Source organism: Pseudomonas sp. MF6776 (assembly GCF_016613125.1).
Classification (GTDB): Bacteria; Pseudomonadota; Gammaproteobacteria; order Pseudomonadales; family Pseudomonadaceae; genus Aquipseudomonas; species Aquipseudomonas iridis.
Window position 1 is genome coordinate 259,974 of sequence record NZ_JAENSQ010000001.1, and the last position, 24,571, is coordinate 284,544.

Annotated in this window: 21 protein-coding genes; 8 read left to right on the plus strand and 13 right to left on the minus strand. The window is 58.2% G+C overall.

Features of this window, described 5'->3' with window-relative positions:
• Nucleotides 1–102 precede the first annotated feature (102 nt).
• From odhB to sdhC, 6 genes are all read right to left on the minus strand, one after another.
• A complete protein-coding gene (gene odhB / locus JJD74_RS01155; RefSeq protein ID WP_047300303.1) occupies nucleotides 103–1,329 on the minus strand; it encodes a 2-oxoglutarate dehydrogenase complex dihydrolipoyllysine-residue succinyltransferase in 1,227 nt (408 codons plus the stop codon).
• A gap of 42 nt (nucleotides 1,330–1,371) precedes the next feature.
• Complete coding sequence (locus JJD74_RS01160) at nucleotides 1,372–4,203, minus strand: 2-oxoglutarate dehydrogenase E1 component (protein ID WP_042558291.1); 2,832 nt, start codon at nucleotides 4,201–4,203, stop codon at nucleotides 1,372–1,374.
• A gap of 251 nt (nucleotides 4,204–4,454) precedes the next feature.
• Nucleotides 4,455–5,159, minus strand: coding sequence for a succinate dehydrogenase iron-sulfur subunit (locus tag JJD74_RS01165; RefSeq protein WP_007959035.1), 705 nt, complete (start codon nucleotides 5,157–5,159; stop codon nucleotides 4,455–4,457).
• A gap of 11 nt (nucleotides 5,160–5,170) precedes the next feature.
• On the minus strand, nucleotides 5,171–6,943 hold the full coding sequence (gene sdhA, locus JJD74_RS01170; protein WP_042558290.1) for a succinate dehydrogenase flavoprotein subunit: 1,773 nt from the start codon (nucleotides 6,941–6,943) through the stop codon (nucleotides 5,171–5,173).
• A 3-nt stretch (nucleotides 6,944–6,946) separates the two neighbouring features.
• A complete protein-coding gene (gene sdhD / locus JJD74_RS01175) occupies nucleotides 6,947–7,315 on the minus strand; it encodes a succinate dehydrogenase, hydrophobic membrane anchor protein (RefSeq protein ID WP_007977503.1) in 369 nt (122 codons plus the stop codon).
• Nucleotides 7,309–7,683 carry a succinate dehydrogenase, cytochrome b556 subunit gene (gene sdhC / locus JJD74_RS01180; protein ID WP_080896000.1) on the minus strand — a complete coding sequence of 125 codons (375 nt, stop codon included), beginning with the start codon at nucleotides 7,681–7,683 and terminating at the stop codon, nucleotides 7,309–7,311. The genes sdhD and sdhC overlap by 7 nt, the downstream gene beginning before the upstream one ends.
• A gap of 362 nt (nucleotides 7,684–8,045) precedes the next feature.
• Here sdhC and gltA point away from each other — a divergent pair, with 362 nt between their 5' ends.
• Complete coding sequence (gltA, locus tag JJD74_RS01185) at nucleotides 8,046–9,335, plus strand: citrate synthase (protein WP_042558288.1); 1,290 nt, start codon at nucleotides 8,046–8,048, stop codon at nucleotides 9,333–9,335.
• Nucleotides 9,336–9,708: 373 nt separating this feature from the next.
• Here gltA and JJD74_RS01190 read toward each other — a convergent pair whose 3' ends face one another.
• From JJD74_RS01190 to JJD74_RS01200, 3 genes are all read right to left on the minus strand, one after another.
• Nucleotides 9,709–11,367, minus strand: a complete 1,659-nt coding sequence (locus JJD74_RS01190) for a cation acetate symporter (RefSeq protein WP_042558287.1) — start codon at nucleotides 11,365–11,367, stop codon at nucleotides 9,709–9,711.
• Entirely contained in the window at nucleotides 11,364–11,675 is a 312-nt protein-coding gene (locus tag JJD74_RS01195; protein WP_042558286.1) for a DUF485 domain-containing protein, read from the minus strand. Before JJD74_RS01195 ends, JJD74_RS01190 begins: the two co-directional genes overlap by 4 nt.
• 249 nt (nucleotides 11,676–11,924) lie before the next feature.
• Nucleotides 11,925–12,776 carry a glycine betaine ABC transporter substrate-binding protein gene (locus JJD74_RS01200; RefSeq protein ID WP_042558285.1) on the minus strand — a complete coding sequence of 284 codons (852 nt, stop codon included), beginning with the start codon at nucleotides 12,774–12,776 and terminating at the stop codon, nucleotides 11,925–11,927.
• Between the two features lie 302 nt (nucleotides 12,777–13,078).
• Between JJD74_RS01200 and JJD74_RS01205 the strand changes: the two genes are divergently transcribed.
• A complete protein-coding gene (locus JJD74_RS01205; RefSeq protein ID WP_200610750.1) occupies nucleotides 13,079–14,674 on the plus strand; it encodes a glycoside hydrolase family 17 protein in 1,596 nt (531 codons plus the stop codon).
• 106 nt (nucleotides 14,675–14,780) lie between these two features.
• On the opposite strand, the gene JJD74_RS01210 is transcribed toward JJD74_RS01205, so the two are convergent.
• A complete protein-coding gene (locus tag JJD74_RS01210; protein ID WP_200610751.1) occupies nucleotides 14,781–15,149 on the minus strand; it encodes a hypothetical protein in 369 nt (122 codons plus the stop codon).
• A gap of 224 nt (nucleotides 15,150–15,373) precedes the next feature.
• On the opposite strand from JJD74_RS01210, the gene JJD74_RS01215 reads away from it, so the two are divergent.
• On the plus strand, nucleotides 15,374–16,672 hold the full coding sequence (locus JJD74_RS01215; protein WP_042558282.1) for a serine/threonine protein kinase: 1,299 nt from the start codon (nucleotides 15,374–15,376) through the stop codon (nucleotides 16,670–16,672).
• Complete coding sequence (locus JJD74_RS01220) at nucleotides 16,665–17,453, plus strand: MlaA family lipoprotein (RefSeq protein ID WP_047300299.1); 789 nt, start codon at nucleotides 16,665–16,667, stop codon at nucleotides 17,451–17,453. The genes JJD74_RS01215 and JJD74_RS01220 overlap by 8 nt, the downstream gene beginning before the upstream one ends.
• 138 nt (nucleotides 17,454–17,591) lie before the next feature.
• Here JJD74_RS01220 and JJD74_RS01225 read toward each other — a convergent pair whose 3' ends face one another.
• The gene (locus tag JJD74_RS01225; protein ID WP_200610752.1) at nucleotides 17,592–18,506 is read right to left on the minus strand and encodes a DUF808 domain-containing protein; all 915 of its coding nucleotides are present in this window, start codon (nucleotides 18,504–18,506) and stop codon (nucleotides 17,592–17,594) included.
• A gap of 135 nt (nucleotides 18,507–18,641) precedes the next feature.
• On the opposite strand from JJD74_RS01225, the gene JJD74_RS01230 reads away from it, so the two are divergent.
• The gene (locus tag JJD74_RS01230; RefSeq protein ID WP_047300297.1) at nucleotides 18,642–19,247 is read left to right on the plus strand and encodes a TetR/AcrR family transcriptional regulator; all 606 of its coding nucleotides are present in this window, start codon (nucleotides 18,642–18,644) and stop codon (nucleotides 19,245–19,247) included.
• A 126-nt stretch (nucleotides 19,248–19,373) separates the two neighbouring features.
• On the opposite strand, the gene JJD74_RS01235 is transcribed toward JJD74_RS01230, so the two are convergent.
• A complete protein-coding gene (locus tag JJD74_RS01235) occupies nucleotides 19,374–19,832 on the minus strand; it encodes an REP-associated tyrosine transposase (RefSeq protein ID WP_200610757.1) in 459 nt (152 codons plus the stop codon).
• Nucleotides 19,833–20,043: 211 nt separating this feature from the next.
• On the minus strand, nucleotides 20,044–20,484 hold the full coding sequence (locus tag JJD74_RS01240) for a GlcG/HbpS family heme-binding protein (RefSeq protein WP_115147802.1): 441 nt from the start codon (nucleotides 20,482–20,484) through the stop codon (nucleotides 20,044–20,046).
• A 268-nt stretch (nucleotides 20,485–20,752) separates the two neighbouring features.
• Between JJD74_RS01240 and gcl the strand changes: the two genes are divergently transcribed.
• From gcl to JJD74_RS01255, 3 genes are all read left to right on the plus strand, one after another.
• The gene (gene gcl / locus JJD74_RS01245; protein WP_200610760.1) at nucleotides 20,753–22,528 is read left to right on the plus strand and encodes a glyoxylate carboligase; all 1,776 of its coding nucleotides are present in this window, start codon (nucleotides 20,753–20,755) and stop codon (nucleotides 22,526–22,528) included.
• Nucleotides 22,529–22,668: 140 nt separating this feature from the next.
• Entirely contained in the window at nucleotides 22,669–23,451 is a 783-nt protein-coding gene (gene hyi / locus JJD74_RS01250; protein WP_016987505.1) for a hydroxypyruvate isomerase, read from the plus strand.
• A 161-nt stretch (nucleotides 23,452–23,612) separates the two neighbouring features.
• Nucleotides 23,613–24,506 carry a 2-hydroxy-3-oxopropionate reductase gene (locus tag JJD74_RS01255; RefSeq protein ID WP_042558274.1) on the plus strand — a complete coding sequence of 298 codons (894 nt, stop codon included), beginning with the start codon at nucleotides 23,613–23,615 and terminating at the stop codon, nucleotides 24,504–24,506.
• Nucleotides 24,507–24,571: the final 65 nt, after the last annotated feature.

A 24,571-nucleotide genomic window follows, 5' to 3' on the forward strand; every position in this document is an offset into this window, starting at 1 on the left:
AAATCCTCTTTAGCGAAAAGCTTCAAGCCGCAAGCTTCAAGCTGCAAGCCCACCCGCTCGCCTTGAGCTTGAGGCTTGTAGCTGAAAGCTTGCAGCTGCTTTTTAGATATCCAGCAACAGACGAGCTGGGTCTTCCAGCAGGTTCTTGATGGTCACCAGGAAGGTCACAGCTTCTTTGCCATCGATCAGACGGTGATCGTAGGACAGTGCCAGGTACATCATCGGACGGATAACGACCTGACCGTTGATGGCCATCGGACGCTGGATGATGTTGTGCATGCCCAGAATCGCTGCCTGCGGCGGGTTGACGATCGGGGTCGACATCATCGAACCGAAGGTACCACCGTTGGTGATGGTGAAGGTACCACCGGTCATCTCGTCCATCGACAGTTTGCCGTCACGGGCTTTCTTGCCGAAGGTGGCGATGCCGCCTTCGATTTCAGCCAGGCTCATCAGTTCGGCGTTACGCAGAACCGGAACCACCAGACCGCGGTCGCTGGAAACAGCAACACCTACGTCGGCATAGCCGTGGTAAACGATGTCGGCACCGTCGATCGAAGCGTTGACAGCCGGGAAGCGTTTCAGCGCTTCGGTAGCAGCCTTCACGAAGAACGACATGAAGCCCAGACGTACGCCGTTGTGCGACTTCTCGAACAGGTCCTTGTACTTCGAACGCAGCGCCATGACTTCAGTCATGTCGACTTCGTTGAAAGTGGTCAGCATCGCCATGTTCGACTGAGCTTCAACCAGACGCTTGGCCACTGTGGCACGAACGCGGGTCATCGGAACGCGCTTCTCGATGCGGTCGCCAGCGGCGAACACAGGAGCAGCAGCCGATGGTGCAGCAGCCTTGGCAGGAGCGGCGGCCGGAGCAGCTTTCTTGGCTTCAACAGCGGCAACCACGTCTTCCTTGGTTACACGGCCATCTTTACCGGTGCCTTTGACGGACGCCAGGTTGATGCCGTTTTCTTCAGCCAGTTTGCGTGCAGCAGGCGCGGCGATAGCATCTTCGTCGGTGCCGGCAGCAGGTGCAGCAGCAGCTTGGGCAGCGGCCGGAGCAGCAGCGGCAGCCGGAGCAGCGGCAGCAGCGCCGCCCGCTTCGATGGAGCCCAGGACTTCGTCGGACAGAACAGTGTCGCCTTCGTTCTTGACGATAGCGCCCAGTACGCCGTCGGCAGTCGCCAGAACTTCCAGTACGACTTTGTCAGTTTCGATGTCGACGATCAGGTCGTCACGCTTGACGGCGTCGCCCGGTTGCTTGTGCCAGGTGGCAACGGTGCCATCGGCAACCGATTCCGGGAAAGTGGGGGCTTTGATCTCGATAGCCATTATCTGTAGTTCCTTAAATTCGGTTTCAGGTGCGCGAAGGCGTTAAACGGTAAACGCGGCTTGCAGCAGTTTTTCCTGCTGCTCGGCGTGCATCGATGCGTAACCACAAGCAGGTGCAGCAGAGGCATCACGGCCCGCGTACTCGAGTACGAGAGATTTGTCGTGTTTGCCAACGATGCGGCGCATGTGGTGCTGACTGCAGTACCAGGCACCCTGGTTCATCGGCTCTTCCTGACACCAAACGATATGTTTGAGGTTGGTGTACGGAGCCAGGACTTCAATCAAGTCGTCCTCAGGGAATGGGTACAGCTGCTCGATACGCACGATGGCGATATCTTCACGGCCTTCGGCACGGCGTTTTTCCAGCAGGTCGTAGTAGACCTTGCCGCTACACAGAACAACGCGCTCGACCTTGTTCGGGTCCAATACGTCGATTTCCGGGATAACGGTCTGGAACGAACCCTCGGCCAGATCTTCCAGGGTCGAGACAGCCAGCTTGTGGCGCAGCAGCGACTTCGGAGTCAGGACGATCAACGGTTTGCGCAGCGGGCGAATCACCTGACGACGCAGCAAGTGGTAGATCTGAGCCGGCGTGGTCGGTACCGCTACCTGAATGTTGTGCTCGGCGCACAATTGCAGGTAACGCTCCAGACGAGCCGAAGAGTGCTCAGGACCCTGACCTTCATAACCGTGCGGCAGCAGCATGGTCAGACCGCACAGACGGCCCCACTTGTGCTCGCCACTGGTGATGAACTGGTCGATAACCACTTGGGCACCGTTGGCGAAGTCGCCGAACTGGGCTTCCCAGATCACCAGCGCATCCGGCGTGGTGGTCGAGTAACCGTATTCGAACGCCAGAACGGCTTCTTCCGACAGGAACGAGTCGTACAGATCAAAACGTGGCTGACCGTCGTACAAGTGCTGCAGCGGAATGTAAGTGCCCGCATCTTTCTGGTTGTGCAGAACAGCGTGACGGTGCGAGAACGTACCGCGGCCGATGTCCTGACCGGTCATGCGAATCGGGTGACCTTCGAACGCCAGGGTCGCGTACGCCATGGTTTCGGCGTAACCCCAGTTGATCGGCAGGCCGCCGGCTTGCATCTTCTGACGGTCTTCGTAGATTTTCGAGACCTGGCGCTGAACCACGAAGCCTTCCGGAATTTCCAGCAGCTTGGCGGACAGTTCCTGCAGGGTCTTGAGGTCGAAGCGAGTGTCGTGACGCGCGGTCCAGGCGTGGCCCAGATACGGACGCCAGTCCACGAACAACTCTTTATTCGGCTCTTTGACCAGGCTTTTTACTACGTGCAGACCGTTGTCCAGCGCGTTGCGGTATTCGTCGACTTTCGCCTGAACACGCTCAGCGTCGAGCACACCGCTCTGAGTCAGACTGTCAGCGTACAGCTCACGGGTGGTGCGCTGTTTGGTGATCTGCTGATACATCAGAGGCTGGGTGCCGCTTGGTTCGTCAGCTTCGTTGTGGCCGCGACGACGGTAGCAGACCAGGTCGATCACCACGTCACGCTTGAACTGCATGCGGTAGTCGATGGCCAGCTGAGTCACGAACAATACGGCTTCCGGATCATCGCCATTCACATGGAGGATCGGTGCCTGGATCATTTTCGCAACGTCGGTCGCGTACTCGGTGGAACGCGAGTCCAGCGGGTTGCTGATGGTGAAACCAACCTGGTTGTTGATCACGATGTGCACGGTACCGCCGGTCTTGAAACCGCGGGTCTGCGACATCTGGAAGGTTTCCATCACCACGCCCTGGCCGGCAAATGCCGCGTCGCCGTGGATGGAGATTGGCAGAACCTTCTCACCGGTAGGGTCGTTACGACGATCCTGACGGGCACGAACCGAACCCTCGACCACCGGGGAAACGATTTCCAGGTGGGACGGGTTGAACGCCATGGCCAGGTGAACTTCACCACCGGTGGTCATCACGTTGGACGAGAAGCCCTGGTGGTATTTAACGTCACCGGAACCCAGCTCGACCTTCTTCTTGCCTTCGAACTCGTCGAACAGCTCGCGCGGGTTCTTGCCGAAGGTGTTGACCAGCACGTTGAGACGGCCACGGTGGGCCATGCCGATCACGACTTCCTTGGTGCCATACGAACCGGAGCGTTGAATCAGCTCGTCGAGCATCGGAATCAGGCTTTCGCCGCCTTCCAGACCGAAACGCTTGGTACCCGGGTATTTGGTGCCCAGGTATTTTTCCAGACCTTCGCCGGCGGTGACGCGCTCGAGCAGGTGGCTCTTGATGTCGGCGGAGTACGTTGGACGGCCGCGCACGCTTTCCAGACGCTGCTGGAACCAGTGACGCTGCTCGGAATCGGTGATGTGCGTGAATTCAGCGCCGATGGTGCGGCAATATGTCTGCTGCAACGCTTCGTGAATTTCGCGTAGGCTCGCTTCCTCTTTGCCGATGAACAGGTCGCCGGCACGGAAGGTCGTATCAAGATCGGCATTGGTCAAGCCGTAATGATTGATCGACAGGTCTGCAGGTGCAGGACGCTGCCACAGCCCCAGCGGGTCAAGCTGGGCTGCCTGGTGGCCACGCATACGGTAGGCCTGGATCAATCGCAGCACTTCAACTTGCTTCTTCTCGTGCTCACTGCTCACGCTGCCGGCGGAAACCGGTTGAGCGCGGCGCTGGTTCTTTGCCAGCAGCACGAAATGATCGCGAATCGTGGAGTGCGAAACATCAGTGGCAGAGCCGCCGTCGGCAGGCAGCTTCTGAAAGTAGGTGCGCCACTCTTCTGGCACAGCGTTAGGGTCGTGCAGGTAGAGCTCATAAAGCTCTTCCACATAGGCAGCGTTTCCACCTGAAAGGTAGGCGCTGTTCCACATGCGCTGCATCACGCTTTCTTGCATGCTTGGTCACCCTCGGTTAGGGGAACACCATCGATGTCGACACCGAGCAAACTTGCAGAAGTCCGAATGCAGCGACTAAAACAAGCCACTTAGGATCACACTGATAGTCCGGGTACCAGCCCGGATGCCCCTGCTTGTCTCATTTCTTCAAAATAAGAGCCGCAGCTTGTGGCTGCTGCTCTGGTTATAGCCATGACGCGGGTTGAAGCCCGCGCCACAGCCTCTACGGTGCAGCGGTTACAGCAGCTGAATCACACGCCGCTAGAAAGCAGCATGTTACGGATGTGACCGATGGCCTTAGTCGGGTTCAGGCCTTTCGGACATACGTTGACGCAGTTCATGATGCCCCGGCAGCGGAAAACACTGAACGGGTCATCCAGCGAAGCCAGACGCTCGGACGTCTTGGTGTCACGGCTGTCTGCCAGGAAGCGATAAGCTTGCAGCAGTGCGGCCGGGCCCAGGAACTTGTCCGGGTTCCACCAGAAGGACGGGCAAGAGGTCGAGCAGCAAGCGCACAGAATGCACTCGTACAGACCGTCGAGCTTTTCACGCTCTTCAGGGGACTGCAGACGCTCGATGGCCGGAGCCGGCGTGTCGTTCTGCAGGAATGGCTTAACCTTCTCGTATTGCTTGTAGAAGATGCTCATATCGACAACCAGGTCACGGATAACCGGCAAACCTGGCAGCGGACGAACGATCAACTTGTTGCCTTTTACGACAGCGGACAGCGGCGTGATGCACGCCAGGCCGTTTTTGCCGTTGATGTTCATGCCGTCGGAACCGCAAACACCTTCACGGCAAGAGCGACGATAGGAGAAACCCTCGTCCTGCTCTTTGATCAGGGCCAGCACGTCCAGCACCATCAGGTCTTTACCACCGGTATCAACCTGGAATTCCTGCATGAACGGCGCGGCGTCCTGATCAGGGTTGTAACGATAAACGCTGACTTGCAACATGGCGGCCACCCTTAATAAGTCCGAATCTTAGGTTCAAAAGTCGGAACAGTTTTCGGCGAGAAATTCACGGCACGCTTGGCAACGCGCTTGTCACCCGGGAAGTACAGGGTGTGGCACAGCCAGTTTTCGTCATCACGATCTTCAAAGTCTTCACGGGCGTGCGCGCCGCGGGACTCTTTACGGACTTCAGCCGCAATGGCAGTAGCCTCAGCGACTTCCAGCAGGTTTTGCAGCTCAAGCGCTTCGATACGTGCAGTGTTGAACGCCTGCGACTTATCGTTGATTTTCACGTTGGCGATACGGGTGCGCAGGTCTGCCAGCTGGGCAATACCTTTCTGCATGTATTCGCCGGTACGGAATACGCCGAAGTAGTTCTGCATGCAGCTTTGCAGCTCGCGACGCAGCGTAGCAACGTCTTCGCCATCGGTACGGCTGTTCAGTGCATTGAGGCGCGACAGGGCAGCGTCGATATCAGCTTCGGTGGCGTCATCGTATTCGATGCCGTCAGTCAATGCTTTCTCGAGGTGCAGGCCGGCAGCGCGGCCGAACACCACCAGGTCGAGCAGCGAGTTGCCGCCCAGACGGTTGGCACCATGAACCGATACGCAAGCCACTTCGCCGACGGCGAACAGACCATGAATGATCTCGTCCACGCCTTCAGCGTTCTGGGTGATCGCCTGGCCATGAATGTTGGTCGGAACACCGCCCATCATATAGTGGCAAGTCGGAACAACCGGAACCGGAGCAACAACCGGGTCAACGTGTGCGAAAGTCTTCGACAGTTCGCAGATGCCTGGCAGACGGCTGTGCAGCACTTCTTCACCCAGGTGATCGAGTTTGAGCAGCACGTGGTCGCCATTCGGACCGCAACCGTTACCCGCGATGATTTCCTTAACCATCGAGCGGGCAACAACGTCACGACCGGCAAGGTCTTTGGCGTTCGGAGCATAACGCTCCATGAAACGCTCGCCGTGCTTGTTGATCAGGTATCCACCTTCACCACGGCAACCTTCGGTAACCAGTACACCGGCGCCGGCGATGCCGGTTGGGTGGAACTGCCACATTTCGATGTCCTGTACCGGCACACCCGCACGCAGAGCCATGCCGACGCCGTCACCGGTGTTGATCAGGGCGTTGGTGGTGGACGCGTAGATACGACCTGCACCGCCGGTTGCCAGAACAGTAGCCTTGGCGCGGATGTAGGTGGTTTCACCGGTTTCGATGCAGATAGCGATCACACCGACGAACTCGCCTTGAGCGTTTTTCACCAGGTCGACAGCGTAGTACTCGTTCAGGAACGTGGTACCGGCTTTCAGGTTGCCCTGATAAAGGGTGTGCAGCAGTGCGTGACCGGTACGGTCGGAAGCGGCGCAAGTACGGGCAGCCTGCCCGCCTTTACCGTAATCCTTCGACTGACCGCCGAACGGACGCTGGTAGATGCGGCCCTGTTCGGTACGCGAGAACGGCATTCCCATGTGGTCCAGCTCATAAACAGCAGCCGGGCCTTCCTGACACATGTATTCGATAGCGTCCTGGTCACCGATGTAGTCGGAGCCCTTGACGGTATCGTACATGTGCCAGCGCCAGTCATCGTTCGGATCGGCAGAAGCGATCGCGCAGGTGATGCCACCCTGAGCCGATACAGTGTGCGAACGAGTCGGGAAAACCTTGGTGATCACGGCAGTCTTGTGACCACCCTGTGCCAGTTGCAGCGCAGCGCGCATGCCAGCACCGCCGCCACCAATAATGATGGCGTCGAAAGAAATCGTTGGAATGTTAGCCATGAATCAGATACCCCAGAGAATCTGCACACCCCAGACGAAGTAAGCGAACATCGCAACGCCGCATACTGCCTGGAAAAGGAAACGTACTGCGGTCGCGGACTTGCCCAGCGCCATTGGCGTCAGGTAGTCGGTCGCGATGGTCCACATGCCGACCCAGGCGTGAGCGCCAAGGGCAACGAGGGCCAGCAGACTGAAGATACGCATCCCGTTGTGGGCGAACAGGCCATGCCACTGGTCGTAACCAATGCCCGGATTCGCTGCAAGGTATCCGATCAGGAAGATGAAATAAGCCGCGAGAACAACCGCAGACACACGTTGCGCCATCCAGTCATAGAGGCCCGAACGCGAAAGGTTCGTAACGCTGGTTACCATATCCAAACTCCTGCCAGAACGATCAGCACCACGGAAATGGCGACGATGATTTTCGAGCCCAGGCGGCCGCCTTCCAGCGTCTCACCGATGCCCATATCCATGATCAAGTGGCGCACACCGGCTACCAGGTGATACAGCAGAGCGGACAGGAGGCCCCATGCTACGAACTTGGCCAGCGGGCTGGTCAAGCATGCCTTCACCTCGGCAAAACCTTCCTCGGAATCCAGGGATTTGCCCAATGCATAAAGCATGAAGCCCAGGCCCAGGAAGAGGATGATGCCGGAAACACGGTGAAGAAACGACGTAACGCCGGTGATGGGGAGTTTGATGGTCCTTAGGTCTAGGTTTACAGGTCGTTGGCTTTTCACGGCTTTTTTTTCACACTGAAGAGCCCCTAACAATCAGGGCAAAGTTGTTGGGGAGTGCACTGGTCAGGTAACCACCACCCAGGGATGCGACCCCCAATAAAGCAGGCCCAAAAGCCCTTGGCGGTCGGTGGCCGAGTATAGACAGTTAGGCTACTAATGACAACGCAATCACCTACCCCAAATAGCGCATTGCACAAGTCGTATAAAAGGCGTAAATGGCAGTCAATTTCGAGGAAAAAGGGCAGTTAAAGCCTTCTGGAGCAAGACTTTAGGCAAATTGACATTCGAATTTATCTCACTATAGTGGTGCGGGCCCTGCGTGGGGGGTCTGTCTGATGGTTCAAGCATAAATAGGAGGCCACATGGCTGACAAAAAAGCGCAGTTGATCATCGAGGGCGCAGCCCCCGTCGAGCTGCCCATTTTAACCGGCACCGTTGGTCCCGATGTTATTGATGTTCGGGGCCTGACGGCCACGGGCCGCTTCACTTTCGACCCGGGTTTCATGTCGACCGCCTCGTGCGAATCGAAGATCACCTATATCGACGGCGACAACGGCATTCTGTTGCACCGCGGCTACCCGATCGAACAGCTGGCTGAAAAGTCGGACTACCTGGAAACCTGCTATCTGCTGCTCAACGGTGAACTGCCGACCGCAGAACAGAAGGCCCAGTTCGTCAGCACCGTGAAAAACCACACCATGGTTCACGAGCAGCTGAAAACCTTCTTCAACGGTTTCCGTCGCGACGCCCACCCGATGGCCGTCATGTGCGGCGTAGTCGGCGCCCTCTCGGCCTTCTACCACGACTCCCTCGACATCAATAACCCGCAGCATCGCGAAATCTCCGCGATCCGTCTGGTTGCGAAGATGCCGACCCTGGCAGCGATGGTTTACAAGTACTCCATGGGTCAACCCATGATGTACCCGCGCAACGACCTGACGTACGCGGAAAACTTCCTGCACATGATGTTCAACACCCCGTGCGAGATCAAACCGATCAGCCCGGTGCTCGCCAAGGCCATGGACAAGATCTTCATCCTCCATGCCGACCACGAGCAGAACGCATCGACCTCCACCGTGCGTCTGGCGGGCTCTTCGGGTGCCAACCCGTTCGCCTGTATCGCCGCCGGTATCGCCGCACTGTGGGGCCCTGCCCACGGCGGTGCGAACGAAGCCGTTCTGACCATGCTGGACGAAATTGGCGATGTGTCCAACATCGACAAGTTCATCGCCAAGGCCAAGGACAAGAACGACCCGTTCAAGCTGATGGGCTTCGGTCACCGCGTTTACAAGAACCGCGATCCTCGCGCGACTGTAATGAAGCAGACCTGCGACGAAGTATTGAAGGAACTGGGCATCAACAACGATCCGCAACTCCAACTGGCCATGCGCCTGGAAGAGATTGCGCTGACCGACCCGTACTTCATCGAACGCTCGCTGTACCCGAACGTCGACTTCTACTCGGGGATCATCCTCAAGGCGATCGGCATTCCAACCAGCATGTTCACTGTGATTTTCGCGCTGGCACGTACTGTTGGCTGGATCTCCCACTGGAAAGAGATGCTCTCGAGCCCTTACAAGATTGGCCGTCCGCGCCAGTTGTACACCGGCTACGAGTCGCGTGACATTACCAAGCTGGAAGACCGCAAATAAGATTTGTCTTGCGATAAAGTCTTAGCGTTGCACCGGAAACGGCCTCTATTCATATAGGGGCCGTTTTTGTTTATGGGGGTTCAGGGTTTGGTTTGTGGGCATATCCGTTGCTGCGGGTGCCGCCGCTGGCGGTTTTGCTCTTACAGCGACTCACTTTCCCAGGCGCCGATAAGCAAACATTAGCTTTGCCCCCCCCCCGAAGCACGGTCTGCCGAAGAGGGCAAAAGATTAAAAGCCGAGATGGCTGGGGTGAGGGGCAAACTCGCCACAATCCAAAAACAGCCCAAGCCCGATAACCGCCCACAAAAAATGCCCCGATCTCTCGACCGGGGCATTTCTGTCTAACTCAACTTACCCAATCAATCCAAAAGCCTTAGTGCGAAACCGCCCCACTCGCCCCCAACCCTGTCTGCGAACGCACAAACTGAGGGAAGAACAACGCACGTTCCCGGTCCGCAGCCGCCGACTTGTCAGTGATCGAGAAGAACCAGATCCCCACAAACGCAATGATCATCGAGAACAGCGCCGGGTACTCATAAGGGAAGATCGCCTTCTCATGATGCAGAATCTGCACCCAGATGGTCGGGCCGAGAATCATCAGGCCAACAGCGCTGACCAGACCCAACCAGCCACCAATCATCGCCCCACGAGTCGTCAGCTTCTTCCAGTACATCGAAAGCAGCAGTACCGGGAAGTTACAGCTCGCCGCGATGGAGAACGCCAGGCCAACCATGAACGCAATGTTCTGGCTCTCGAAGAGGATACCCAGACCAATCGCCAGCACCGCCAGGGCAATCGTGGTGATCTTCGAAACGCGAATTTCGTCCTTCTCGTTCGCCTTGCCCTTTTTGATAACGCTGGCGTAGAGGTCGTGAGAAACCGCCGAAGCACCCGCCAGGGTCAGACCTGCCACTACAGCAAGGATGGTCGCGAAGGCAACCGCCGAGATGAAGCCAAGGAAGATGCTACCGCCGACCGCGTTGGCCAGGTGCACCGCCGCCATGTTGTTGCCGCCCAACAGCGCGCCAGCAGCATCTTTGAAGGCCGGGTTAGTGCTGACCAGCAGGATCGCGCCGAAGCCGATAATGAACGTCAGAATGTAGAAGTAGCCAATGAACCCGGTAGCGTACAGCACGCTCTTACGGGCTTCTTTTGCATCACTCACGGTGAAGAAGCGCATGAGGATGTGCGGCAGGCCAGCGGTACCGAACATCAACGCCAGACCCAGCGAGAATGCCGAAACCGGATCCTTGACCAGACCGCCCGGGCTCATGATCGCTTCGCCTTTGGCGTGCACCTTGATCGCCTCGGAGAACAACGTGTTGAAGTCGAAGTTGACGTGCTTCATCACCATCAGTGCCATGAACGATGCACCCGACAGCAGCAACACAGCCTTGATGATCTGCACCCAGGTGGTTGCCAGCATGCCGCCGAACAGCACGTACATGCACATCAGCACACCGACCAGAATCACCGCAACGTGGTAATCCAGACCAAAGAGCAGCTGGATCAGCTTGCCCGCACCCACCATTTGCGCGATCAGGTAGAACGCCACCACCACCAGCGAACCGCAGGCGGACAGCGAGCGAATCTGGGTTTGCCCGAGGCGGTAGGACGCCACGTCGGCAAAGGTGTATTTACCCAGGTTACGCAGACGCTCGGCGATCAGGAACAGAATGATCGGCCAGCCCACCAGGAAGCCGATCGAGTAGATCAGGCCATCGTAGCCGGAGGTGAACACCAGCGCGGAAATCCCCAGGAAGGACGCCGCCGACATGTAGTCACCGGCAATTGCCAGACCGTTCTGGAATCCGGTGATCTTGCCGCCCGCTGCATAGTAGTCGGCCGCGGAGTTGTTTTTCTTCGAGGCCCAGTAGGTGATGTACAAAGTGGCGCCGACAAATGCCACGAACATCAGGATTGCGGGAATGTTCAGCGGCTGCTTGGCCACCTCACCGGTCAAGGCATCAGCCGCCCAGGCACCCGGTGCGAAAGCTGCAACGCTCAATAGAGCCAGTAGACGCCGGATCATTGCTGAGCCTCCTTGAGAATCGCATTGTTCAGGTCGTCGAACTCGCCATTGGCGCGCTTTACGTAGATGCCGGTCAGGATGAAGGCCGAAAGAATCAGCCCGACACCGATAGGAATGCCCCAGGTAATGGAGGACTCAGGACTGATCTTCGCGCCCAGAAGATGCGGCCCGTAAGCAATCAGAAGGATGAAACCGGAGTAAAGCCCAAGCATGATCGCTGAAAGAATCCAGGCGAACTTTTCTCGCTTGCTAACCAGTTCCTTGAATCGGGGACTGTTTTGAATCGAGAGGTAAATGCTGTCGTTCATTGTTTTTATCCTCGCAGCACAGATTATTGTTGGAACGATATCCACTGTATGCGGCTGCGAGACAGGTTCCAGACGACCTTAGTAGTAGAACGCCATGACAGCTTTGCCATTCTCAAGCACATATAAAAAACTGTGGGAGCTGGCTTGCCAGCGATTGCGTCATGCCAGTCGACTGATTAGCCAACTGACAGACCGCTATCGCGGGCAAGCCCGCTCCCACAGGGTTCGCGGTGAAAAAGCTATATCAGGTTATTTAGTCCAGTCAGCCACGCGCTCCGGGTGCTTGGCTACCCAGGCTTTGGCGGCGGCGTCAGGTTTTGCACCGTCCTGAATCGCCAGCATCACTTCGCCAATTTCGTCTTTCGAGGCCCACTGGAAGTTTTTCAGGAACTTCGCCACTTCCGGCGCTTTGGCATCAAGCTCTTTGCTGCCGATGCTGTTCACGGTTTCAGCTGCACCGTAAACGCCTTTCGGGTCGTCGAGGAAGCGCAGTTTCCATTTGGCGAACATCCAGTGCGGGACCCAACCGGTGACGGCGATGGATTCGTTTTTCTTCTCGGCGCGGGTCAGTTCGGCGATCATGCCGGCGCCGGAACTGGCCTTGAGCGAGTATTTGTCGAGGCCGTAGTCCTTGATCGCCTGATCAGTCTTGAGCATCACACCTGAACCGGCATCGATGCCGACGATGCGATTTTTGAAGGTGTCGTCGGTTTTCAGGTCTTCGATGGATTTGGCTTTGACGTACTCCGGCACGATCAGGCCGATTTTTGCATCCTTGAAGTTCGGGCCGTAGTCGACGACCTGATCCTTGTTCTTCGTCCAGTAATCACCATGGGTTACCGGCAGCCAGGCCGAGAGCATGGCGTCGAGTTTGCCGGTGGCCACACCTTGCCACATGATCCCGGTGGCGACGGCTTGCAGTTTCACGTCGTAGCCGAGTTTCTGCTTGATCACTTCGGCCGCCACGTGGGTGGTCGCGACGCTGTCGGACCAGCCGTCAACGTAACCGATGTTCAGGGTCTGTTTTTCAGCGCTGGCGAAAGTGGAGCTCATCGCAAGCGCCAGAACGGCACCTGCGCTTAAAAGTCGTCGCATCTTCATCGTTACTTCCCCGAAATGCTGCGCCCGACGGATGCCGGGCATCGTCAACGTATTGTTATGGTGCACAGCGCCCCCATCACGCCCGACCGCACACTCATTCGAACATCAGCGCGATTTATCAATAAGGGTTACTGACGACTTCGATCATCAACCTGACGCCCGAGGCGACCTGCTCTGCCAGCGACCTCAAGGCAACGAGAAACGACATTAGAAGGCCATTAACCACGTCTATATAAATGACGCCAAATAATCCGCCCGAACTTTGCATGTCAAAATCATGCGAGCCCCCTACCGCCGGATAAATGCAGGTAACATGCGTCGCTTTGCAGCCACTCGGCCTGACCATGTCCGCGACGTCCCGCTTTCCTTTTCTCCCTTATCTCTTCGCCTGCCTGCTCGGACTGTTTGCCTTCGGCGGCTTCTGGTATGGCCTCGGCAAACCGGTGATCCTGCCGGACGCCGCGACACCGACGCACAAGCTGCAATGCGCCTCCTACACCCCGTTCGACAAAGACCAGTCGCCATTCGACGTACCGTTCAAGTTGCGCCCGGAGCGCATGGACGCCGACCTCGCCCTGCTCGCCACCCGCTTCGAATGCATCCGCACCTACTCGATGACCGGCCTTGAAGCACTGCCGGATCTGGCGCGTAAACATGGCCTGAAATTGATGATCGGCGCCTGGGTCAACAGCAACCCGGTGGACAGCGAGAAGGAAGTCGACCTACTGATCGCATCGGCCAACGCCAACCCGGACGTGGTCAGCTCGGTGATCGTCGGCAACGAAGTGTTGCTGCGCAAGGAAGTCACCGGCGGACAGCTGGTGAAGCTGATCAACAAGGTCAAAAGTCAGATCAAACAACCGGTGACGTACGCCGATGTCTGGGAATTCTGGCTCAAGCACCCGGAAGTCGCGCCAGCGGTGGATTTCCTGACCATTCACTTGCTGCCGTACTGGGAAGACGATCCGTCGAATATCGATGCGGCGCTGCAGCATGTGGCGCAGGTGCGCCAGGTATTCGGCAACAAGTTCGCGCCCAAGGACGTGATGATTGGCGAAACCGGCTGGCCGAGTGAAGGTCGCCAGCGCGAGACGGCACTGCCGAGCCGGGTCAACGAAGCAAAGTTCATTCGTGGTTTTGTTGCCATGGCCGAGAAAGAAGGCTGGCATTACAACCTGATCGAAGCTTTCGATCAGCCATGGAAGCGTGCCAGTGAAGGCGCGGTTGGCGGGTATTGGGGGCTGTTCGATGCCGACCGTCAGGACAAAGGCATACTCGCGGGGCCGGTGACGAACGTGCCGCACTGGAAGCAGTGGCTGGCGGTCGGCGGTCTGATTTTCCTTGGCACCCTGTTTCTCGGTGGTCGGGTGCGCAATACGCGCTCGGCATTGGTGCTGCCGCTGTTGGGCGCCCTCGCCGCTTGCTCGATCGGGGCCTGGGGTGATCTGGCATTTGTGACCACACGATTTGCCAGCGAATGGCTGTGGGTGGGCTTGCTGACGGCCTTGAATCTGTTGGTGCTGGCGCATGCTGCGCTGACCCTGAGCGCTCGTACGGGCTGGCGTGAGCGCATCTTCAATCTGCTGGAACGGCGTGCCGGATGGCTGGTGGCGGCCGCCGGATTTGCGGCGGCGGTGATGATGCTCGAGATGGTGTTCGATGCACGTTATCGCAGCTTTGCCAGCATGGCATTTGTGCTGCCGGCGCTGGTTTATCTGTGCCGACCGGTGAACGTGCCGCGTCGGGAGATTGCTCTGCTGACGTTCATCATAGGCGCCGGCATTGCACCGCAGTTGTATCTGGAAGGCATGCAGAATCAGCAGGCCTGGGGTTGGGCACTGGTCAGCGGGTTGATGGTTGTGGCTTTGTGGCGCTGCCTTCGCGTTCGCACCCGCTGATCTTCAGCGTTTGTGCCGGCCTCTTCGCGAGCAGGCTCGCTCCCACATTAGATCTGGGTGTTCCCCAATACCCTGTGGGAGCGGGCTTGCCCGCGATGACTGACCGTTATGCGCTACGGGACGCCCGGACGAGACGCAGCCCCGCAATCACCCCGGCAAACACCGCCAACGTCGTGTTGTACAACGCCAGTGCCGGCAGCCCGAACACCAGCGCCAACACCGCCAACCACCACCCTGCCCGCCCCGGCACGACAAAACCGATCAGCGCACAGCTCAGTGCCGCCCAGCCCAATACCTTGAAGTGAATCATCAGCCCAAGATTGGCTCGCAGCTGACATTCCCAACGGCTGGCCTCATCGACGCAAATCCCCACCCATTTGCCATCCTCCATGAAGCCATAACGCGCGCCGTAGCTGGCGGCCAGCCACAATGGCAACAAAACGAGTAACAGAATCACGGGCAAGCGGCGGGACATGAAGCACTCCAATCTTCGGAAATCGGCGGCCAGCTTAATCCGCCGCCAACCATACGCAAGCAATAACAACTGTTAACTAGTCATCCAATCAGTGCAAAGTGTATCGTCCAGCTACTATTACTCCGAATTCTGCCTGTTTGGTGCCGCGGCATGGCACTTTGGCGCAAGCGCGGTGGTCATAGCCTGCGAACTTCATTCGGCACCTTCCTCTTAGGGATCCAGTCATGCTCCATTCCTTGCGCTTCGCCGCGCTGTTTAGCGGCCTTATTTTGAGTGCGTCCGCACTGGCGGTGGATATCGACGCCGCCAGTTATGGCTATCCCCTGACCAACCCGTTCGAGGCGACCATCGCCACGACTCCGCCGGACTTGCGCCCGGAACTGCCGTTGGACGACGACATCAATCAATCGGACCGCAGCGTCACTCTGCGTCCGGAGCGCGAGTTCATCCTGCCGGACAACTTCTGGCCGGTGAAGAAGCTGACCTACCGCATCGCCGAACAGGACAAACCCGCGCCGCTGATCTTCCTGATCGCCGGCACCGGCGCGCGCTTCGACAGCACGCTCAACGAATACCTGAAAAAGCTCTACTACAAGGCCGGCTACCACGTCGTGCAGCTGTCTTCACCGACCAGCTTCGACTTCATCAGCGCTGCGTCCCGCTTCGCTACGCCGGGTATTACCAAAGAAGACGCCGAAGACATGTACCGGGTGATGCAGGCCGTACGGGCGCAAAATCCGGATGTGCCGGTCACCGACTATTACCTCACCGGTTATAGCCTCGGTGCGCTGGATGCCGCATTCGTCGCGCACCTGGACGAGACCCGACGCAGCTTCAACTTCAAGAAAGTTCTGCTGCTCAATCCGCCCGTCAATCTCTACACCTCGATCACCAACCTCGACAAACTCGTGCAGACCGAGGTTAAAGGCATCAACAACAGCACCACCTTTTATGAACTGGTGCTGGCCAAGCTGACCCGCTACTTCCAGCAGAAAGGCTACATCGATCTCAATGACGCCCTGCTTTACGACTTCCAGCAGTCCAAGCAGCATCTGAGCAACGAGCAGATGGCGATGCTGATCGGCACTTCGTTCCGCTTCTCGGCAGCCGACATTGCCTTTACCTCGGACCTGATCAACCGTCGCGGCCTGATCACCCCGCCGAAATACCCGATCACTGAAGGCACCAGCCTCACGCCGTTCCTCAAGCGTGCGCTGCAATGCGACTTCGATTGCTACCTGACCGAACAGGTCATTCCGATGTGGCGCGCGCGCACCGACGGCGGCAGCCTGCTGCAACTGATCGACCAGGTCAGCCTGTACGCACTCAAGGATTACCTGCACGACAGCCCGAAAATCGCGGTGATGCACAACGCCGACGACGTGATTCTCGGCCCGGGCGACCTCGGCTTCCTGCGCAAGACCTTCGGTGATCGCCTGACCGTTTATCCACTGGGCGGCCATTGCGGCAACATTAACTACCGCGTCAACAGCGACGCGATGCTGGAGTTCTTCCGTGGCTAAATATCTCCTGCTGGTAGCAGCGTTCCTCTGTGCAGGCGTGGCCCAGGCCGACAACAGCAAAGCCAACGCACCGGTGGTGGTCGACAGTGACGGTTTCAAGGAACCGCTGTCCAAACTCAAGTTCAACCCGGGCCTGGACCAGCGTGAATTCGAACGTTCGACGCTCAATGCGCTGGCCGTCTATGACCCGCTGGAGTCGTGGAACCGTCGGGTTTACCACTTCAACTATCGCTTCGACCAATGGGTGTTCCTGCCTGTAGTCGACGGCTATCGTTACGTCACGCCAGGTTTCCTGCGCACCGGCGTAAGCAACTTCTTCAACAACCTTGGCGATGTGCCGAACCTGGTCAACAGTCTGCTGCAGTTCAAAGGCCAGCGCTCGATGGAAACCACCGCGCGCCTGTTGCTCAACACCACGATCGGCATCGCCGGCCTGTGGGACCCGGCCACCGCCATGGGCCTGCCGCGTCAGAACGAAGACTTCGGTCAGACTCTGGGCTTCTACGGCGTCCCGGGCGGCGCCTATTTCGTCCTGCCAATTTTCGGCCCATCCAACCTCCGTGACACCGCAGGTCTGGCCGTGGACTACACCACCGAATCGGCGATCAACTTCCTCAACGTCTCGGAAGTCAGCTCCAACCACCCGGAAGTCTGGGCCCTGCGCGCGGTGGACAAGCGCTACCAGACCGGCTTCCGCTACGGTCAGCTGAACTCGCCGTTCGAGTACGAGAAAGTGCGCTACGTGTACACCGAGTCGCGCAAGTTGCAGATTGCCGAGTAGATTCGGCAGGTACAAAAAAGGCCATTCGATGCGAGTCGAATGGCCTTTTTTCATGAAGATCAAAGGATCGCAGCCTACGGCAGCTCCTACATTGGGATGGAGTACACCCTGTAGGAGCTGCCGCAGGCTGCGATCTTTTTAGCCTTTCACAGCTTTCCAGATCTTGCCGATTACCGACACAACCGCCAGCACCACCGCACCGGCAATAATCCCCGCCACACCATTGAGCAGCACCGGCACCACAAACCCTGCGCTACCCGCCGCTGCGCCGACGTTTTCAATCCAGTGATGAACCACAGGCACGCCGTGGGTCAGGATGCCGCCGCCGACCAGGAACATCGCCGCCGTGCCGATCACCGACAGAGCCTTCATCATGTAGGGCGCGGCGACGAGAATGCCGTTGCCGATTTTTTTGGCCATTTGCCCAGGCTTCTGGGTCAGCCACAGACCCAGGTCGTCGAGTTTGACGATGCCGGCCACCAGGCCATACACACCGATGGTCATGACAATAGCGATGCCGGACAGCACGATCACTTGCTGGGTCAGCGTGGCGCCAGCCACAGCACCCAAGGTGATGGCGATGATTTCTGCCGAAAGGATGAAGTCGGTGCGGATCGCGCCTTTGATCTTGTCCTTCTCGAACGCCACCAGATCAGTCGCAGGATCGGCTACGGCCGCGCTCAGTTGCGCGTGATCGGCGTCATCTTCAGCCTTGCTGTGCAGAAATTTGTGCGCGAGCTTTTCGAAACCTTCGAAGCACAGATACGCACCACCGACCATCAACAGCGGCGTCACCAGCCACGGCACGAACGCACTGATCGCCAGCGCCGACGGCACCAGAATCAGTTTGTTGAGGAACGAGCCCTTGGCCACCGCCCACACCACCGGGATTTCCCGCTCGGCGCGCACGCCGGAGACCTGCTGGGCGTTGAGCGCCAAATCATCGCCGAGCACCCCGGCGGTCTTCTTGGCGGCCATTTTGGTCATCAACGCAACGTCATCCAGTACGGCGGCGATATCGTCGATCAGCACCAGCAAACTGCTTCCTGCCATGAATCCTGTTTCCTTCTATGTATGAATGTTGCGAAGCATAACGCGACCGCAGGCCACATGGGGCATTGTTGAGCGCTGCGCGAGGCCGGTGCTACCATGCGCCACCGCCAGAACAGGCAAGGAACCACCGGGTTTATGAGCACAATCCGCGAGCGCAACAAAGAACTGATCCTGCGTGCTGCCAGTGAGGAGTTTGCCGACAAGGGCTTCGCTGCGACAAAAACCAGCGACATCGCCGCGAAGGCAGGATTGCCCAAGCCCAACGTCTACTACTACTTCAAGTCCAAGGAAAACCTCTACCGCGAGGTGTTGGAAAGCATCATCGTGCCGATCTTGCAGGCTTCGACTCCGTTCAACGCGGACGGCGTGCCGAGCGAAGTGCTCAGCGGCTACATCCGCTCGAAGATCCGCATCTCCCGCGACCTGCCCTTCGCTTCCAAGGTGTTCGCCAGCGAAATCATGCACGGCGCCCCGCACCTGAGTGCCGACCTGGTCGAGCAGCTCAACGGCCAGGCCAAGCACAACATCGACTGCATCCAGACCTGGATCGACCGCGGCCAGATTGCCCCGATCGACCCCAACCACCTGATGTTCAGCATCTGGGCCGCCACCCAGACCTACGCCGACTTCGACTGGCAGATCTCGGCGATCACCGGCAAGGACAAACTGGATGAAGCGGATTATGAAGCGGCGGCGCAGACCATAACTCGGTTGGTGTTGAAGGGGTGTGAGCCGGATTGAGACCGAGTCGCGGCCATCGCTGGCAAGCCAGCTCCCTCAGGTTTCTGTGCCGAACACAAATTCTGTGAACGACACTGGTCCCTGTGGGAGCTGGCTTGCCAGCGATAGGGGCAACCCGGTGTCAGATCAAATCCAAATGGCATCCCACAGCGGATAGTCGCCCAGCTTCTCAACCAGACCAGCCCGCAGTGGGTTGGCGACGATATACCGCGCCATTTTCACCAAATCATCCTCCTTTCGAAGTGCCCGGTCATGATAGCCCTGTTGCCATAGCTGCCCACTTCTGCCACTACAAAGATTCACCTCCCGAGTAATCAGGGACTTGGTCTCGCGCATCAGCTTGCGCAGTGAGCAGCTCTCCAGCTCAACGAGCCAATGAAAGTGGTCAGGCATGACTACCCACGCCAGTGATTTTGCCAACCCAAGATCTTGTGCCCGGCGCAATTGGTGAACTACCAATCTACCCAACGCAAAATCGGCAAAAACCGGCTCGCGATTCAGTGTATTGGTTGTCAGTAGATAGACTCTGTTGGGCTCGGCATAACGGCCGGCTCGCAGACGATGTGATGCGGGGAGATCAGGCAATCCATTGCCCCTTCATGATGAGTTCATCAGAAGGCTAGACCTCAGTGATCCATCTGGCTGACTTAGTCTTTTTTCTTCATGTGTCCATCAGGCCGCCATCGCTGGCAAGCCAGCTCCCACAGGTTTTTGTGTTGAACGCAGAACGGGTGAACTACACAAAACCTTGTGGGAGCTGGCTTGCCAGCGATGACTATCGGTCAGACGCTTAAGATCAAGCAGCCACCCCCCCATCCGCCCTCAAATCCAGCGCCTGCACCGCTTTGATCGCCACCTGCTCATCAATGTCCGACAGGTCGCCGCTAATCCCGATCGCACCCAGCAAATTCCCCGCCTGATCGCGGATCAACACACCGCCCGGTGCCGGCACGACGCTGCCCTGCCCCGTGCTGTTGAGTGCCGCGAAGAACGCCGGGCGTTGTTGAGCATCCACTGCCAGCAGGCGTGAGCCCTTGCCCAGCGCAATCGCGCCCCAGGCTTTGCCGATGGCGATCTGCGGGCGCAGCAGGCTGGCGCCGTCTTCGCGTTGCAAGGTGATCAGGTGGCCGCCGGTATCGAGTACCGCGATGGTCAACGGCGCGGCATTGATGCCCCGCCCTGCGCTGATGGCCTCGTTGACCAGGTTGACTGCGACTTTCAAGGTTAAAGCGCTCATGGTGCCGTCCTCATTTTGTTATAGGGAAAGTCGTGGAGCTGCGCTTAAGTGCCGCAGTCCGATACAACAAATAGAACACAATGAGTTATTTTTTTGTATACAATAATTCTCGAAAAGCGCCACATGCGACGAAAAGCCACAGCAGAACCGGCTTCCGACGAATGAAACAGTCGCTTGAGAAAATGGATTGACCTGCGCCGTCCGCCGTGAATAAACTCTGCGCAAAGCCACTTGTATACAATTACAAAACGTAAAGAGGCACAAAACCATGAGCAAAATGAGAGCAATCGAAGCCGCCGTTCTGGTGATGCGCCGTGAAGGGGTTGATACCGCTTTTGGCATTCCGGGCGCTGCAATCAACCCGCTGTACTCCGCCTTGCAGAAAGTCGGTGGCATCGATCACGTCCTTGCTCGCCACGTTGAAGGCGCCTCGCACATGGCCGAGGGCTATACCCGCACCAAGGCCGGCAACATCGGCGTGTGCATCGGGACTTCCGGCCCTGCCGGTACCGACATGGTCACCGGGCTCTACAGCGCCTCGGCCGACTCGATTCCAATCCTGTGCATTACCGGCCAGGCACCCCGCGCCCGTATGCACAAGGAAGACTTCCAGGCTGTCGACATCACCAGCATCGTCAAGCCAGTGACCAAGTGGGCGACCACTGTTCTGGAACCGGGCCAAGTGCCGTACGCGTTCCAGAAAGCGTTCTTTGAAATGCGCTCCGGCCGTCCAGGCCCGGTGCTGATCGACCTGCCGTTCGACGTGCAGATGGCTGAAATCGAATTCGACATTGACGCTTACCAGCCTCTGCCGCTGGCCAAGCCGACCGCGACCCGCGTTCAGGTTGAAAAAGCTTTGGCTTTGCTGGATCAGGCCGAGCGTCCATTGCTGGTGGCCGGCGGTGGCATCATCAACGCCAATGCCAGCGATCTGCTGGTTGAATTCGCTGAACTGACCGGCATCCCGGTCATCCCGACCCTGATGGGCTGGGGCACCATCCCGGACGATCACCCGTTGATGGTCGGCATGGTCGGTCTGCAGACTTCGCACCGCTACGGCAACGCGACCATGCTGAAATCCGACGTGGTGTTGGGTATCGGTAACCGTTGGGCCAACCGTCACACCGGTTCGGTTGACGTCTATACCGAAGGTCGCAAGTTCATTCACGTCGACATCGAAGGCACGCAGATCGGCCGCGTATTCACACCGGATCTGGGCATCGTGTCCGACGCCGCTGCCGCGCTGACCGTGTTCATCGAAGTCGCCCGTGAGTGGCAAGCGGCCGGCAAGCTGAAAAACCGCAGTGCCTGGCTGCAGGATTGCCAGCAGCGCAAAGCCAGCCTGCACCGCAAGACCCACTTCGACAACGTGCCGGTCAAACCGCAGCGCGTGTATGAAGAGATGAACCAGGTGTTCGGCAAAGACACCTGCTACGTCAGTACCATTGGTCTGTCGCAGATTGCCGGCGCGCAGTTCCTGCACGTCTACAAGCCGCGTCACTGGATCAACTGCGGTCAGGCTGGTCCGTTGGGCTGGACCATTCCGGCCGCACTGGGCGTGGTCAAGGCCGATCCGAGCCGTAAAGTCGTGGCCCTGTCGGGGGACTATGACTTCCAGTTCATGATCGAAGAACTGGCGGTCGGCGCTCAGTTCAAACTGCCTTACATCCACGTCGTGGTGAACAACTCGTACCTGGGCCTGATTCGTCAGGCACAGCGTGGGTTTGAAATGGACTACTGCGTGCAGCTGTCCTTCGATAACCTCAACGCGCCAGAACTCAACGGTTACGGTGTTGACCACGTCGCAGTTGCCGAAGGCCTGGGCTGTAAGGCACTGCGTGTGTTCGAACCATCGGAAATCGCCCCTGCCCTGCGCAAGGCCGAACAAATGATCGAAGAGTTCAAGGTGCCGGTGATCGTCGAGATCATTCTGGAGCGTGTGACCAACATCTCCATGGGTACCGAGATCAACGCCGTCAACGAATTCGAAGACCTGGCGCTGGTCGGCAACGATGCGCCAACGGCGATTTCGCTGCTTGATTAACTGCTGACCGCTCTCCTTGTGGGAGCGAGCCTGCTCGCGAAGACGACTTCATATCCAACACCGATGTTGGCTGACAGACCGCTTTCGCGAGAAGGCTCGCTCCCACGAGAGGAACCTCACAAGATTTACGGGAGACCACCATGCCGCGTTTCGCAGCCAACCTGTCCATGCTGTTCACCGAACAGGATTTCCTTGCCCGTTTCGACGCCGCCGCCAAGGCTGGTTTCAGTGGTGTTGAATACCTGTTCCCGTACGACTTCAGCTCTGCCGAAATCAAGGCCAGGCTCGACGCCAACGGTCTGACCCAAGTGCTGTTCAACCTGCCGGCCGGTGACTGGGCCAAGGGCGAGCGCGGTATCGCGTGCCTGCCTGATCGGGTTGAAGAGTTCCGCGCCGGGGTTGATCTGGCGATTGCTTACGCACAAGTGCTGGGCAACACCCAGATCAACTGCCTGGCCGGTATTCGTCCGCAGGGCGTTGACGATGCCACCGTTGAAAAGACCTTTGTCGCCAACCTCAAGTACGCCGCCGACAAGCTGCAAGCGGCGGGCATCAAACTGGTGATGGAAGCGATCAACACCCGTGACATTCCGGGCTTCTACCTGAACAACACGGCGCAAGCCCTGTCGATTCGCGAGCAGGTCGGCAGCGCCAATCTGTTCCTGCAATATGACATCTATCACATGCAAATCATGGAAGGCGATCTGGCCCGCACCCTGCAATCGCACCTGGGCGAGATCAACCATGTGCAGCTCGCGGACAACCCGGGGCGCAACGAACCAGGCACCGGTGAAATCAACTACCGCTTCCTGTTCGAACACCTTGATCGCATCGGTTATCAGGGTTGGGTTGGCTGTGAATACAAGCCACTGACCACCACTGAGGCGGGTCTGGGCTGGCTGAAAACCCACAACGCGATTTAAGAACACTGCAAAAACCCTGTGGGAGCGAGCCTGCTCGCGAAGAGGCCGGCACATTCACCATCAGTGGCGCCTGGCATATCGCATTCGCGAGCAGGCTCGCTCCCACATAAAAGCAACTCCCCCTATTTGCTTGAGCAAGACAAAAACAAGAGGATTTTCTCATGGCTAAAATCGGATTTATCGGCACCGGCATCATGGGCCACCCAATGGCGGCGAACCTGCAGAAAGCCGGTCACAGCCTGTTCCTGTCGGCGCACCACGACGCCGCGCCTGCCGACCTGGTTGCCGCTGGCGCCGTCGCTCTGGCCAACCCGCGCGAAGTCGCGCAGGAAGCTGAATTCATCATCGTCATGGTCCCGGATACCCCGCAGGTCGATGACGTGCTGTTCCGCGCCGACGGCGTTGCGGCCGGCATCAGCAAAGGCAAAATCGTCATCGACATGAGCTCGATCTCGCCGACCGCCACTAAAGCTTTCGCAGCGAAAATCAACGAGAAAGGCGCGCAATACCTCGACGCGCCAGTGTCCGGCGGTGAAGTCGGCGCCAAAGCCGCGACCCTGAGCATCATGATCGGTGGCGACGCCGATGCCTTCGAACGCGCATTGCCGCTGTTCCAGGCCATGGGCAAGAACATCACTCTGGTCGGTGGCAATGGCGACGGTCAGACCGCCAAGGTCGCCAACCAGATCATCGTTGCCCTGAACATCCAGGCCGTCGCCGAAGCGCTGCTGTTTGCTTCGAAAAACGGTGCGGATCCAGCCAAGGTGCGTGAAGCGCTGATGGGTGGTTTCGCCTCGTCCAAAATTCTCGAAGTACACGGCGAGCGCATGATCAAAGGCACCTTCGATCCAGGCTTCCGCATCAGCCTGCACCAGAAGGACCTGAACCTGGCCCTGCAAGGCGCCAAGGAGCTGAACATCAACCTGCCGAACACCGCCAACACTCAGCAAGTGTTCAGCACCTGCGCGGCGATCGGTGGCAGCAACTGGGACCACTCGGCGCTGATCAAGGGTCTGGAACACATGGCCAACTTCTCGATTCGCGACAAGAAATAAAGCCTACGCAAACCCTGTGGGAGCGAGCCTGCTCGCGAAAGCGGTTGCACATTCAACATCCATGT